Origin of the sequence: Streptomyces sp. NBC_00464 (assembly GCF_036013915.1) — a bacterium.
Lineage (GTDB): Bacteria > Actinomycetota > Actinomycetes > Streptomycetales > Streptomycetaceae > Streptomyces.
The window spans coordinates 4,610,167-4,623,530 of record NZ_CP107899.1 but is presented as its reverse complement, the minus strand read 5'-3'; the positions used below and the strand labels follow the sequence as shown (position 1 = coordinate 4,623,530).

The 13,364-nt window shown below is 70.2% G+C and carries 14 protein-coding genes; 9 read left to right on the top strand and 5 right to left on the bottom strand.

What is annotated here, in order from left to right; all coding sequences use genetic code 11:
• Nucleotides 1-65: 65 nt before the first annotated feature.
• From OG912_RS20910 to OG912_RS20875, 8 genes are all read left to right on the top strand, one after another.
• Nucleotides 66-1,709 (top strand): penicillin-binding transpeptidase domain-containing protein, encoded by a 1,644-nt coding sequence (locus OG912_RS20910; RefSeq protein WP_327710701.1) that lies wholly within the window; start codon nucleotides 66-68, stop codon nucleotides 1,707-1,709.
• Nucleotides 1,710-1,822: 113 nt separating this feature from the next.
• On the top strand, nucleotides 1,823-2,338 hold the full coding sequence (locus tag OG912_RS20905; protein ID WP_327710700.1) for a YbaK/EbsC family protein: 516 nt from the start codon (nucleotides 1,823-1,825) through the stop codon (nucleotides 2,336-2,338).
• Nucleotides 2,335-3,186 carry an EamA family transporter gene (locus OG912_RS20900; RefSeq protein ID WP_327710699.1) on the top strand — a complete coding sequence of 284 codons (852 nt, stop codon included), beginning with the start codon at nucleotides 2,335-2,337 and terminating at the stop codon, nucleotides 3,184-3,186. Before OG912_RS20905 ends, OG912_RS20900 begins: the two co-directional genes overlap by 4 nt.
• A gap of 63 nt (nucleotides 3,187-3,249) precedes the next feature.
• On the top strand, nucleotides 3,250-3,834 hold the full coding sequence (locus tag OG912_RS20895) for a Uma2 family endonuclease (RefSeq protein WP_327710698.1): 585 nt from the start codon (nucleotides 3,250-3,252) through the stop codon (nucleotides 3,832-3,834).
• Nucleotides 3,831-4,049, top strand: coding sequence for an XRE family transcriptional regulator (locus OG912_RS20890; protein WP_327710697.1), 219 nt, complete (start codon nucleotides 3,831-3,833; stop codon nucleotides 4,047-4,049). The genes OG912_RS20895 and OG912_RS20890 overlap by 4 nt, the downstream gene beginning before the upstream one ends.
• Nucleotides 4,050-4,374: 325 nt before the next feature.
• Complete coding sequence (locus tag OG912_RS20885; RefSeq protein WP_327710696.1) at nucleotides 4,375-5,487, top strand: DUF1996 domain-containing protein; 1,113 nt, start codon at nucleotides 4,375-4,377, stop codon at nucleotides 5,485-5,487.
• A 193-nt stretch (nucleotides 5,488-5,680) separates the two neighbouring features.
• The gene (locus OG912_RS20880; RefSeq protein WP_327710695.1) at nucleotides 5,681-7,438 is read left to right on the top strand and encodes a discoidin domain-containing protein; all 1,758 of its coding nucleotides are present in this window, start codon (nucleotides 5,681-5,683) and stop codon (nucleotides 7,436-7,438) included.
• Nucleotides 7,439-7,457: 19 nt separating this feature from the next.
• Nucleotides 7,458-7,904: a DoxX family protein gene (locus OG912_RS20875; protein WP_327713493.1), complete on the top strand. Its 447-nt coding sequence runs from the start codon at nucleotides 7,458-7,460 to the stop codon at nucleotides 7,902-7,904.
• 76 nt (nucleotides 7,905-7,980) lie between these two features.
• Here OG912_RS20875 and OG912_RS20870 read toward each other — a convergent pair whose 3' ends face one another.
• The 5 genes from OG912_RS20870 to OG912_RS20850 all read right to left on the bottom strand — a co-directional run bounded on the left by OG912_RS20870 (nucleotide 7,981) and on the right by OG912_RS20850 (nucleotide 12,638).
• Nucleotides 7,981-8,775: an SDR family NAD(P)-dependent oxidoreductase gene (locus OG912_RS20870; RefSeq protein WP_327710694.1), complete on the bottom strand. Its 795-nt coding sequence runs from the start codon at nucleotides 8,773-8,775 to the stop codon at nucleotides 7,981-7,983.
• Nucleotides 8,772-9,932, bottom strand: coding sequence for a serine hydrolase domain-containing protein (locus tag OG912_RS20865; protein WP_326740639.1), 1,161 nt, complete (start codon nucleotides 9,930-9,932; stop codon nucleotides 8,772-8,774). Before OG912_RS20865 ends, OG912_RS20870 begins: the two co-directional genes overlap by 4 nt.
• 66 nt (nucleotides 9,933-9,998) lie before the next feature.
• Nucleotides 9,999-10,778, bottom strand: a complete 780-nt coding sequence (locus tag OG912_RS20860) for an energy-coupling factor ABC transporter ATP-binding protein (RefSeq protein ID WP_327710692.1) — start codon at nucleotides 10,776-10,778, stop codon at nucleotides 9,999-10,001.
• Entirely contained in the window at nucleotides 10,775-11,536 is a 762-nt protein-coding gene (gene cbiQ / locus OG912_RS20855; protein WP_326736676.1) for a cobalt ECF transporter T component CbiQ, read from the bottom strand. The genes OG912_RS20860 and cbiQ overlap by 4 nt, the downstream gene beginning before the upstream one ends.
• Nucleotide 11,537: 1 nt before the next feature.
• Complete coding sequence (locus OG912_RS20850; RefSeq protein ID WP_327710691.1) at nucleotides 11,538-12,638, bottom strand: energy-coupling factor ABC transporter permease; 1,101 nt, start codon at nucleotides 12,636-12,638, stop codon at nucleotides 11,538-11,540.
• A 187-nt stretch (nucleotides 12,639-12,825) separates the two neighbouring features.
• On the opposite strand from OG912_RS20850, the gene OG912_RS20845 reads away from it, so the two are divergent.
• Nucleotides 12,826-13,179 carry an SsgA family sporulation/cell division regulator gene (locus OG912_RS20845; RefSeq protein ID WP_327710690.1) on the top strand — a complete coding sequence of 118 codons (354 nt, stop codon included), beginning with the start codon at nucleotides 12,826-12,828 and terminating at the stop codon, nucleotides 13,177-13,179.
• The last annotated feature ends 185 nt before the right edge of the window (nucleotides 13,180-13,364 follow it).

Sequence of the window (13,364 nt, the reverse complement as noted above, 5' to 3'; positions counted from 1 at the left end):
AACGTGCAGGGAACAGCCCCCTTGAACACGTTCAAGGGGGCCTCCTGGGGAGGGGGACTGCAGGGATGCGCAGTGGAGTGAAGGTCGCCGTGGTCGGCGGAGTGTTCGCGGTCGTGGTCGGCGGGGTGGGCTACGGGGCCTACAACGTCCTGGACGGGCTCGGCGACAGCGGGGTCGGGGGCGGCACGGACACCAAGGCCACCTCGGCCGAGGTGAAGACGGGGCCGGTCACCAAGGACGAGATCGCCGAGACGTCGAAGGCGTTCCTCGCCGCATGGGCGAAGGGCGATGCGGCCGTCGCAGCCGATCTCACCAACAACAAGGGCGACGCCGAACCCGCACTGATCGGCTACAGCGACTCGGCCCATGTCACCGAGGCCGTGATCACCGCCGGCCCGGCGACCGGCTCGAAGGTGCCGTACACGGTCAAGGCGACCGTCTCGTACGAGGGGAAGACGAAGCCCTGGACGTACTCCTCCGAACTCACCGTCGTACGCGGCCTGACCACGGGCCGCCCGCTCGTCGACTGGCTCCCCTCCGTCATCCATCCGGACCTGGGCAAGGGCGAGTCGCTGGAGACGGGCGAGTCGGAGACCGCGTCGATCGAGGCGGTCGACCGCAACGGCAACGTGCTCACCAAGGAGAAGTACCCGTCGCTCGGCGGCATTCTGGACGAGCTGCGCAAGCGGTACAGCGCGAAGGCCGGCGGCACCGTCGGCATCGAGACCTGGATCAACAGCGCGAACGCCGACGGTGTGGACAAGACGCTGCTGACCCTGGTCAAGGGGAAGCCGGGCAGGGTGCCGACCACCCTGGACGCGAAGGCCCAGGCGGCGGCCGAAACCGCGGTCAAGCAGTTCAGCGGGGCTTCGGTGGTGGCGGTGAAACCGTCCACCGGCGAGATCCGCGCGGTGGCCAACAACCCGGCGAACGGCTTCAACGCGGCGATGCAGGGCGCACAGGCGCCGGGCTCCACGATGAAGATCGTGACCGCCGCGCTGCTCATCGAGAAGGGGCTCGCCTCCGCGAACAGCCCCGTCGAGTGCCCCAAGGAAGTGCTCTACCAGGGAACGACGTTCCACAACCTGAAGTACTTCTCGCTCCCGCCGACGAACACGTTCACCTCCAGCTTCGCCCAGTCCTGCAACACGGCCTTCATCAAGCTGATCGACGACACGAAGGACGACGCGGCACTCGGCAAGGAGGCCCGGGACGTCTTCGGGATCGGCCTGGTATGGAAGACCGGCGTCACCTCCGTCGACGGCAGCGTGCCCGAGGCGACCGGTGGCGTGGCGGCGGCCCAGTACATCGGCCAGGGCACGGTGACGATGAACGCGCTCAACATGGCGTCGATCACCGCGACCGCCCGCACCGGCACCTTCCGCCAGCCGGTCCTCGTACCGAGCAGCCTGGACGGCCGCCGGCTCGTCACCGCTTCCCGTTCGCTGTCGCCGAACGTCACCGGCCAGCTGACCGACATGATGCGGGCCACCGCCTCCTGGGGCACCGGCAAGGCGGCCATGTCCTCGGTCCTCGGCGACAAGGGGGCCAAGACCGGCTCGGCCGAGGTGGACGGGCAGGGGAAGTCCAACAGCTGGTTCACCGGTTTCAGCGACGACCTCGCGGCAGCGGCGGTCGTCCAGTCCGGCGGCCACGGCGGCGACGCGGCCGGCCCGCTCGTCGCCGCGGTCCTGCGCGCGGGGCGGTAGACGTACCGACCGGCACGGCAAGGGCCTCCGCCGCATCTGCGGCGGAGGCCCTTGCCGTGCCGTCCCGCAAACCCGATCGCACGCCCCGCACCACGGCCGATAGCGTGCAGATCATGAGTACTTCAGACGCCCCCGCCCCGACGGGCAACGACACCTCGGCCGCCCACCCCCGATTCGCCGAGGCCCTGCGCGAGCTCGGACTCGACGTCGAGATCCGCCGCTTCCCGGAGGCCACCCGGACCGCGGCCGAGGCAGCGGCCGCCCTCGGCTGCGAGCTCGGCGAGATCGTCAAGTCGTTGATCTTCGAGGCCGACGGGGTACCGGTACTGGTCCTGATGGACGGCTCCTCGCGCGTCGATGTGGAGCTCGTACGGCAGGAGTTGGGGGCGGCGAAGGTACGGCGGCCGGGCGCGGACGTGGTCCGGGAGGCCACCGGTTACGCGATCGGCGGCGTGCCGCCCTTCGGGCACCGCACCAGGACCCGGGTCCTCGCCGACCGCGGGCTGCTCGCGCACGCGACGGTGTGGGCGGCGGCCGGCACCCCGTACACGGTCTTCCCGCTCGACCCGCAGACGCTGATCGGGCACGCCGGCGGCACCGTGGTGGACGTACGCGAGCAGACCAAGTGACGCCGCTGGTCGCCATAGCCGTCCTGACGGCCGCCTTCACGCACGCCGGCTGGAACGCCATCGCGCACGCGATCAAGGACCAGCTGCTGTCCTTCACCCTGATCTCCGGCGGCGGCCTGCTGATCGGCGCGGCCGCCGCCCTCTTCGTCCCGTTCCCGGCCACGGACGCCTGGCCGTACCTGATCGCGTCCGCAGCCCTGCACGTGGTGTACATGCTGCTGCTGATGCGGTCGTTCACGCTCGGCGACTTCGGCCAGATGTACCCGATCGCCCGCGGCACCGCCCCGCTCGTGGTCACCGTCCTCGCCGCCGTCTTCGTGGGCGAACACCCGGACGGCTGGGCCACGGCGGGCGTCGCGGTCGCCTCGGCAGGCCTGGTCGGACTGGCCCTCTGGGGCATCCGCGGCGCCGGCAAACGCCCGCAGTGGCCGGCGATCCTGGCCGCACTGGCGACCGGTCTCGCCATCGCCGGCTACACGACGGTGGACGGCGTCGGCGTACGCGCCTCCGGGAGCTCGCTCGGCTACATCGCCTGGCTGATGATCCTGGAGGGCGTCGCGATCCCCCTCTACGCCCTCTACCGCCGCCGCTCCGCCCTCCCCGCCCAGCTCCGCCCGTACGCGGTACGCGGCCTGCTCGGCGCGGCCCTGTCGGTGACGGCGTACGGCCTCGTCCTGTGGGCCCAGACCCGGGCGGCGCTCGCCCCGGTGGCGGCGCTGCGGGAGTCGTCGATCATCGTGGGCGCGGCGATCGGGACGGTGTTCTTCAAGGAACGATTCGGCGCACCGCGGATCGCGGCTGCGGGGCTGATGGTGGTGGGGATCGGGCTGATGCTGCATACGAGTTGAGCACGGCGGGCGGCGACGATACGGCGACCGGAGAGAGCATATGATTTTTGATATACTTTAGGCATGAGCCTGGGCTATGCGTGGATGCGGAAGGTCGCCGACGAGCTTTCCGAGTATGCCCAGCATCTGGAGGGCTCCTGGAGCGTGGAGATCGGTGCGGGCGGTCCCGTCATGGCCATGATGAGCCCGGTCAACCGGCACGAGCGGATCGCGGGCCGGATCAGGGATCAGATCAATCAGCAGATCACCTCGACGCATCCGGGGTGGATCGCCGAGACCGGGCCCGAAGTCGAGGACCCGCGGGTCGGCCGCATGCGCCGCCCGGACGTGCTGGTGTGCGAAGAGAGCGCACTGGATTCCGATCGGGACTCACTCGCCCCGGATGAGGTGCTGGCCTGTGTCGAGGTGGTCTCGAAGTCGAACCCGAGCAATGACTACGTCGAGAAGATGGCCGACTACCCGGCCATGAAGATCGGCCTGTATTTGATCGTGGACCCGAGGGACGGCACGATCGCGGTGTATGACGATCCCTGCCACGGCGCGTACCGGAACCGCGAGCCGTACATCTTCGGGGACATCGTCCGCTTCGGAGCCTGGAGCATCGACACCAGCGCCTTTCGCCGGTACGGGAAGATCGGTGACGCATGAAGCTCGCCGAACTGCGGGAACAGACCGGCCTGACCCAGGCCGAGGTCGCGACACGGATGGGTACGGCCCAGCCCAACGTCTCCCGCCTGGAGCGCCTTCCCGTTCAGGAGATCAGCCAGCGCCAGCTCCGCCGCTACCTTCGCGCCCTGGAGGCCGACCTCGTCCTGCTGGCCACCACGTCCACGGGCGACGAGATTCCCCTGACCGCCTCCTGACCGCCTCGGACCGGGCAGACTTCAGCGGCCTGCTCCACCTGGACGCGACACGCGCACGTCCGCACGATCCAGTTCGCCGATGGCCCCCGCAGCCAACCCACCGGCCGGCACCAGGTTCACGCTGCACGTGAGTTGAGCATCTCGTGGACCTCCTCGCAGGTCACACGGCAACTCCCCCGCCGGCCCACCGCGCCCCACCCACTTCACGCACGACGGCCATCGTTAACCAACTATTGACACGCTCTTGTCAGGGGCGGAACACTCCGAGTTGGGAGAGCGCTCTCCCAACTCCATGCACGCCCCCACGACGCAGCAGGAGGTCTCCATGCCACGGAGGTCGAGAACCCTCACCGGACTGCTCTTGTTCACCTCGCTGACCCTGACCACGGCAGGGATCGCCGGGATCGCGGCGACAGCGAACGCTTCCCCCGAGACGCCGGCCGCGGCGGCGGGCACGCACACCGCGCACAACGCCGCGTACTCCATGCCCGGGATGCCCGGCATGCCCGCGTCCACCCAGGCATCGGGCGACGACCCGGACGGCGACGGCTACATCATGGCCGACCCCCCGGTCACCGGGGTCACCCCCTCGACGGAGGTACCGCCGTCGGCGTACTTCCACGAGTTCCAGGCCAAGTGCGCCCCGACGCACAGCGCTCCGGACGACCCGATCGTCTACCCGGGGCAGCCGGGCAAGTCCCATGACCACACGTTCATGGGCAACACCACCACGAACGCCAACACCACCACCGCCTCACTGGAGGCGGGTGACACCACCTGCCTGGCCCCGGGCGACAAGTCCGGGTACTGGATGCCGAGCCTGTTCAACGGGGACACGAAGGTTCTCCCCGAAGGCGCCCAGACCATCTACTACAAGTCGGGCGTCACCGACTACCGCAGCGTGCGGCCCTTCCCGAGGGGACTGCGGTACGTCGTCGGCAGCCCGATGCAGACGCAGGACGAGTTCAAGAACCTCAAGGGCACCGTCGAGGGCTGGGAGTGCGGCGAGTCGTTCAAGAACTACGACTTCCCGGCGACCTGCCCCGACCGGCAGGACGTCCAGCTCAACCTGCGTCTCCAGGCGCCCAGTTGCTGGGACGGCATCCACCTGGACACGCCCGACCACAAGAGTCACATGGCATACCCGGTCGCGGGGGGCGCCAACTACAACTCCTGCCCGGCCGACCACCCCGTCGCCCTGCCGATGATCGAGTTCAAGATGGCCTGGCCGGTCAACGGTGACATGTCGAAGGTGAAGCTGGCGAGCGGTGCCGGATTCTCCTTCCACTACGACTTCATGAACGGCTGGGACGCCGCCACGCTCGACGCGATGGTCACCCACTGCGTCAAGGGCGGCCTGCAGTGCGACCCGCACGGCTACGACGAGAACCACCCCGCAGCCGGCGCCGTGCTCGACGAGAACTACGAACTGCCGTAGTCCGTACAGCAAGTACAACCCGTACGGCCCGTACGGCCCGTACAACACGTACGGCCTGAACAGCCCGCACAACCCCGCACAACCCCGCACAACCCCTACCCCCACCGGACGCGGGCCCTTTTTCGGGCCGCCTTGGAGAGCGCTCTCCAAGATCGCGTACGTCACTCACTCCCCACCCGCAAGGAGCAACCTCATGCACCATCCCCCCACACGCAGGGCCAAGCGTCTGGTGGCGCCGCTCGCGGCGGCGGCCCTGCTCGGCGGCGGTCTGCTCGCCGTGCAGGCGCCCGCCGCCCAGGCGGCCGGCAACGTCGTGAAGGTCACCGGTTCGCAGGGCAACTGGCAGCTGACCGTGGACGGTTCGCCGTATACGGTCAAGGGCCTCACCTGGGGCCCCTCGGTCGCCGACGCCGCAAAGTACATGCCCGACGTGAAGTCCATGGGCGTCAACACCATCCGCACCTGGGGCACCGACGCCACCAGCAAGCCGCTCTTCGACACGGCGGCGGCCAACGGCATCAAGGTGATCGCCGGCTTCTGGCTCCAGCCGGGCGGCGGCCCCGGCGCGGGCGGCTGCGTCAACTACCTGACGGACACCGAGTACAAGAACAACATGCTCGCCGAGTTCCCCAAGTGGGTCGACACCTACAAGGACAACCCCGGCGTGCTGATGTGGAACGTCGGCAACGAGTCCACGCTCGGCCTCCAGAACTGTTACGGCGGTGACGAGCTGGAGGCCCAGCGCAACGCGTACACCACCTTCGTCAACGAGGTCGCGAAGAAGATCCACGCGGTCGACCCCAACCACCCGGTGACCTCGACCGACGCCTGGACCGGCGCCTGGCCGTACTACAAGAAGAACGCCCCCGACCTCGACCTGTACGCCGTCAACGCCTACAACGCGGTGTGCAACATCAAGTCCGACTGGGAGCAGGGCGGTTACGACAAGCCCTACATCGTCACCGAGACCGGTCCGGCCGGTGAGTGGGAGGTCGACGACGACGCGAACGGCGTCCCGACCGAGCCGACCGACGTCGCCAAGGCCGAGGGCTACCAGAAGGCCTGGGGCTGCATCACCGGGCACACCGGGGTGGCGCTCGGCGCCACGATGTTCCACTACGGCGTCGAGGACGACTTCGGCGGCGTCTGGTTCAACCTGCTGCCCGGCGGCGAGAAGCGGCTCTCGTACTACGCCGTGAAGAAGGCCTACGGGGCCGACACCTCCGGCGACAACACCCCGCCGGTGATCACGGACATGGCGGTGGAAGGTGCCACCACCGGCGTCCCCACCGGGGGCGATGTCAGGATCAGCACCCGCACCAGTGACCCCGACGGCGACGCGATCACCTACCAGGTCCTCTTCAGCAGCAACTACATCGACCAGAACAAGGCGCTGGTCCCGGCCGAGACCAAGGACAACGGCGACGGCACCCTGACCGCGAAGGCGCCGAGCAAGACGGGCGTCTACAAGGTCTATGTGAAGGCCACCGACGGCAAGGGCAACGAGGGCATCGAGACCAAGTCCATCAAGGTCATCCCCCCGAAGGTGGACGGGACGAACGTGTCCCAGGGCAAGACCGCCACCGCGTCCACCTCCCAGACCGACCCGACCGGCGGCTGCCCGTGCGGTGCGGCCAACGCGGTGGACGGCAAGTTCGACACCCGCTGGGCCAGTGACTGGAGCGACCCGCAGTGGCTCCAGGTCGACCTGGGCGCCTCGACGACGTTCAAGCACGTCCAGCTCGCCTGGGACCCGGCGTTCGGCAAGGCGTACGACATCCAGACGTCCGATGACGGACAGAACTGGAACACGGTGAAGTCGGTGACCGACGGCAACGGCGACATCGACGACATCGACGTCAACGGCACCGGCCGCTACGTGCGGATCAACGGCACGGCGCGCGGCTCCGGTTACGGCTACTCGCTCTACGAGTTCGGCGTCTACAGCTGACAGGAGGCGGGCACTCATGATGGTCACGCGCCTCGGGCGGGCTCAGCCCTACGCGCTCAGTCTGTTCCGGATCGTCGTCGGACTGCTCTTCACCTGCCATGGCGTCGCGTCGCTCTTCGGCGTGCTCAGCAGGCCGATGCTCTCCGCGGGCACCTGGCCGGGGTGGTACGCGGCCGTCATCCAACTGGCCGGCGGCACCCTGGTGCTGCTCGGCCTCGGTACGAGAACGGCCGCACTCGTGGGCTCCGGCTCCATGGCGTTCGCGTACTTCGACGTCCACCAGCGGGCGGGACTGCTGCCCATGCAGAACGGCGGCGAGGCGGCGGCCTTCTTCTGCTGGACGCTGCTGCTGCTCGTCTTCTCCGGTCCGGGTGTGCTGGCCGTGGACCGGCTGGCGGTCTTCCGCGGAGCCACCCGGGAGAGCGCGGGGACACGGCAGGAGCAGTACCTGGGCGTACCCGCCTGAGGGGACGGGTACGTCCGACCACCGGCCTCCCGGGACTGCCCCCGGGGGGCCGGTGTCGTCTGCGTACGGTCTCGGTCTAAGCCCGCGCGACCGCCTGCCGGAAGCCCGTGTTCGCGGCGGTGAGCCCGCCGTCCACGCACAGCGTCGTGCCGGTGACCCAGGCCGCGTCGCGCGAGGCGAGGAAGGCTACGGCCGCGGCGATGTCCTCCGGTTCGCCGACCCGGCCGAGCGGGTAGAGGCCCCTGACCCGGGACAGTTCGGCGTCGCGGCCCGCCCAGGCGTCGGTGCGGATCGTGCCGGGCGCGACCAGGTTGACCCGCACTCCGCGCGGTCCGGCATGGCCCGCGAGCGTACGGGTGAGGCTGGCCAGGCCCGCCTTGGCGGCGCTGTAGGCGTGGTTGCCGAAGTCCTGCACCCCGTTGACCGAGCCGATGCTCACGATCGCACCCCGTCCGGACGCGGCAAGATGCGGAAGCGCGGCACGCGAGCAGCGGTAGGCGCCGCTGAGCGTGACGTCCAGGTCGCGCTGCCAGGTCTCGTCCTGCTCGTCCTCGAAGAGCGCGGCGTCCGGCGTGCACGCGTAGGCGTTGTTCACCAGTACGTCGAGCCCGCCGAACACCGAGACCGCGTGCGCCACTGCCGCCTCGACCGCTGCCCGGTCGGCCACGTCGCAGGCCAGCGCTTCGGCCTCGCCGCCGCTCTCCCGGATCTCCGCCGCCATGCGCCCCGCCCGCTCGCCGTCCAGGTCGGTGACCAGGACGCGGGCGCCCTCGGCGGCCAGCCGGCGGGCGGTCGCGGCACCGATGCCCTGGCCGGCCCCGGTGAGGAGAACGCCGTATCCGTCGAATCGAGAGAGCGCGGGAGAAGTCATAGCGCCGAACGTACTGCGCGTACCAGCGCCTGGGCACGGGGATCGGCGGTGACTCCCTTCTGCAGACCGTTCGTCACATAGCCGAAGGCGATGCCGGATTCGGGGTCGGCGAAGCCCAGCGAACCGCCCCGGCCCGGGTGCCCGAAGGAGCCCGGGGAGAGGAGCGGGGAGCCCGATCCGTGGAGCATGTAGCCGAGCCCGAAACGGGTGTTGACGACCAGGACCCGGTCCGGGCCCGCCGACTCCTCGGTGCGGGCCAGGGTGAGGGTGGCCGGGGCGAACAGCCGGTGGCCGTCGACCGGGCCTATCATCGCGGCGTAACAGCGGGCCAGGCCGCGGGCGGTGGCGGTGCCGTTGGACGCGGGGAGTTCGGCGGCCCGGTAGCCGGGGTCGTTCTCGTCGGGCAACGGGTCGATGGCGCCGAACGCCCGGCGGGTCAGCGACTCCGGGTCGCGGTAGGCGTCGACGACCGAGCGCTTGGGGCGCATCCGCAGCGCGCCCGCGCCGTCGCCCGCGGGCGCCTCGACCGGGCCGATCCGGCCGACCCGGTGCGCCTCGTCCGCCGGGATCCCGAACCAGAAGTCCAGGCCGAGCGGGCGGGCGATCTCCTCGGCGACCCAGCGGCCGACGGTCCGCCCGGTGACGCGTCGCACCAGTTCGCCGACGAGCCAGCTGTAGGTCTGCGCGTGGTAGCCGTGATCCGTACCGGGCTCCCACTCGGGGCGCTGCGCGGCGACCGCCTGCGGACCGCTCACCCCGTCGGCCGCCTCGTCGGGGGTCAGCGGCCGGTCCAGGGCCGGGATTCCGGCCCGGTGGGCGAGGAGGTGGCGGACGAGGACGCGTTCCTTGCCGTTCGCCTTGAACTCCGGCCAGTACGTGCCGACCGGGGCGTGCAGGTCGATCTGGCCGCGCTGGTGCAGCAGCAGCGGGACGGCGGCGGCAATGCCCTTTCCGGCCGAGCGGACGACCTGCACGGTGTCGACGGCCCATGGTTCGACGCCGTCGACGTCTCTCGTTCCGGCCCACAGGTCGACGACCTTGCGCCCGTGCCGGTAGACGGTGACCGCTGCCCCACGGTCACCGCGCTGCTCGAAGTTACGGATGAAAGCATCCCGGACCGGTTCGAATCCGGGCGCCGCCGTTCCCCGTACGTCCACGCCTGTTCCTGCGCTCCCGCTCATCCCCCCATGGTGCATTGCTCCGCAGGTCGGACGAGGGGCGGGTCACCCGATGTTCACCGTCACGGAACGCGGGTCGAACCCGAAGGGGAGCTCCAGCCGGTGGGCGCGCATCAGTTCCTCGTCGCACAGGAGGTCCTGGGTGCGGTTGTCGGCGGCGATGACGCCTTCGCTGAGGATGACCGCGCGGCCGCAGAGCTCCAGGGCGTACGGCAGGTCGTGCGTCACCATCAGCACGGTGACGTCCAAGGACCGCAGGATGTCGGCGAGTTCGCGGCGGGAGGCCGGGTCGAGGTTGGAGGAGGGCTCGTCCAGGACGAGGATCTCCGGCCGCATGGCGAGGACCGTGGCGACGGCGACGCGGCGGCGCTGGCCGAAGGAGAGGTGGTGCGGCGGCCGGTTGGCGTACTCCTCCATGCCGACCTGCTTGAGCGCTTCGGTGACGCGCTCCTCCAGTTCGGCGCCGCGCATTCCGCCGGCGGCGGGCCCGAAGGCGACGTCCTCGCGGACGGTGGGCATGAAGAGCTGGTCGTCGGGGTCCTGGAAGACGATGCCGACGCGGCGGCGGATCTCGGCGAGGTTGCGCTTCTCGACGGGGAGCCCGGCGACCCGGACGCTGCCGGCTCCGGCGTCGAGGATGCCGTTGAGGTGGAGGACGAGGGTGGTCTTGCCGGCGCCGTTCGGGCCGAGCAGGGCGACGCGCTCGCCGCGGGCGACGGTCAGGTCGACGCCGAAGAGCGCCTGGTGGCCGTCGGGGTAGGCGTAGGCGAGACCGCTGACCTCCAGGGAGGGGGGCGGTACGGACGTGGCGGAGGGCTGGCTCATACGGTCCATCCCAGCAGACAGACGACAAGGGCGAGCACGGGGAGTACCGAGGCGTACGCCCACTGGGTGCGCGAGGCCGTCACCTCGTCGATGACGGGCATGGAGCCGGTGTAGCCGCGGCTGACCATCGCGAGGTGGACGCGTTCGCCGCGCTCGTACGACCGGATGAACAGGGCGCCCGCCGACTTGCCGAGGACACCCCACTGCCGGATCCCGCGCGCCTCGAATCCGCGTGAGCGGCGGGCGATGGACATCCGGCGCATCTCGTCGGTGATCACATCGCCGTACCGGATCATGAAGGAGGCGATCTGGACGAGCAGCGGGGGCAGCTTCAGCCGCTGGAGGCCGAGCAGCAGGGAGCGCAGCTCGGTGGTGGAGGCGAGGAGCACGGAGGCGGCGACGCCGAGGGTGCCCTTGGCGAGGACGTTCCAGGCGCCCCAGAGTCCGGGGACGCTGACGGAGAGCCCGAGGACCTGGGTCTGCTCGCCGGGTACGACGAACGGCATGAGCAGGGCGAACGCGACGAACGGCACCTCGATCAGCAGCCGCTTGAGGAGGAAGGCGGCCGGGATACGGGCCGCGGCGGCGGCGCCCGCGATCAGCAGCGCGTACAGCCCGAAGGCCCACACGGCTTCGCGCGGGGTGGTGACGACGACCACGACGAAGGCGAAGACCGCGGCGAGCTTGCAGTGCGGCGGCAGGTCGTGGACCGGCGAGTGCCCGTGCCGGTAGAGCTTGTGTGCGTGGCCCGCGCCCATGTCAGACCTTCTCGTCGGTGCGGGAGTCGCTGTGCGCGGGCTCGTCGTCCGTACGACGGCGGCGGCTGACCACGTAGAAGGCGCCGCTGCCGACGACGAGGGTGGCGCCGACGCCGATGATGCCGGCCAGTCCGCCGGAGAGCCGGGCGTCGGAGACGTCCTTGACGCCGTAGTCGGCGAGCGGGGAGTCCTTGGCGGCGTGGTCCTTGGCCTCCTTGTCGATGCCCTGGTCGGTGGCGACCTTCTCCAGGCCGTCCGGGTTGGCGGAGGCGTAGAAGGAGACGAAGCCGGCCAGGACGAGGGCGGTGACCAGGCCGGTGGCCCACAGGCCCTTGGTGGAGCGGTGCGCGACGGCGGTCTCGCGGGCGGGGGCGGGGGCGTCGACGAGTTCGCCGTCGATACGGAGCTTGAGCGGGGCGGTGAGGCCGCGGGCGCCGTGGACCAGGTCGGGGCGGACGGCGATGACGGCGCCGACGGTCAGCGCGGTGATCGCGGCCTCACCGATGCCGATCAGGACGTGGACCCCGACCATCGCGGTGAAGACCTTGCCGATCGGGATGTCGGTGGTGCCGCCGATCCAGTACAGGAGCGTGAACGCGGCGGCGGCGGCCGGTACGGAGACCAGTGCGGCGACGAAGGACGCGGCGGTCATGGAGCGGCGGGTGCGGGGCAGCACGCCGACCAGGCCGCGGAAGAGGGCGTACGCGACGACGGTGGTCACGATGCCCATGTCGAGGATGTTCACGCCGAGCGCGGTGAGCCCGCCGTCGGCGAAGAGGATGCCCTGCATCAGCAGGACGACGGATATACAGAGGATCCCGGTGTACGGCCCGACCAGGATCGCGGCCAGTGCCCCGCCGAGCAGGTGCCCGCTGGTGCCGGCCGCGACGGGGAAGTTCAGCATCTGCACGGCGAAGATGAAGGCGGCGACCAGCCCGGCCAGCGGCGCGGTGCGCTCTCCCCCACTCTCGGCTCCGCTCAAGCGGGAGGTGCCCCCTAGCTCGCGCCGGGCCCCTTTCAGACTGACGGCCACGGCTCCGGCGGCCACGACTCCGGCGACGGCGGAGACGGGTGCGTTGATGAATCCGTCGGGTACATGCATGGGGGAGGCTCCGCTTCCTGCGTTCCTGCATTGCTGCGCGGGGTCATGAACCTCTCAATGATAGAGCCTTGTTGCGAACCCTTCGCAAGAGCGGCCATGTCACAACTACTAAGCCATGTCACCGTGCTCTTTTACGAAAATATGGGACATTGGAGGACGAAGACGTATACACAGGAGGAGCCGGCCCATGTCCCCCGTGATCAAAGAACATGCCCGCGCCCGGCTCGTCACCGACGCCCGCGACCTGCCCGTGGTCAGGGTCGAGCTGCGTTACGACACCGCCGATGTCCCCGACACGATCCATGTCGCCTTCCCCGGCGGCACGGAGTGGGTCGTCACCCGCGATCTGCTGGAGCGCGGACTGCGCTCCCCCGTCGAACGCGACAGCTTCCGGATCTGGCCGTGCGGCCGGGCCCAGCTCGTGGTCGAACACCATTCCGCGGGCGGCGTCGAGGTGGTGCAGTTCGACAGCGCGCCGCTGATCCGCTTCCTGCGGCGCACACACAGCGGGGCCACCAGAACCGAGGCCGCGCGCGCCTGATCCACCCGCCGCCACCGCCGCCACCTCATGCCGAGAGCCCCCGTGTACCAGTGGATTCCACTGGTACACGGGGGCTCTGGTCGCTCCGGTCCCCCGTCCCCACAGGTAACCGGCGCTTCCGGGGCCGCGTTCCGCTCAGACACGGCCCCGGAGGTCAGCGGCTCATGAAGCGGCTCGTCCTGGAC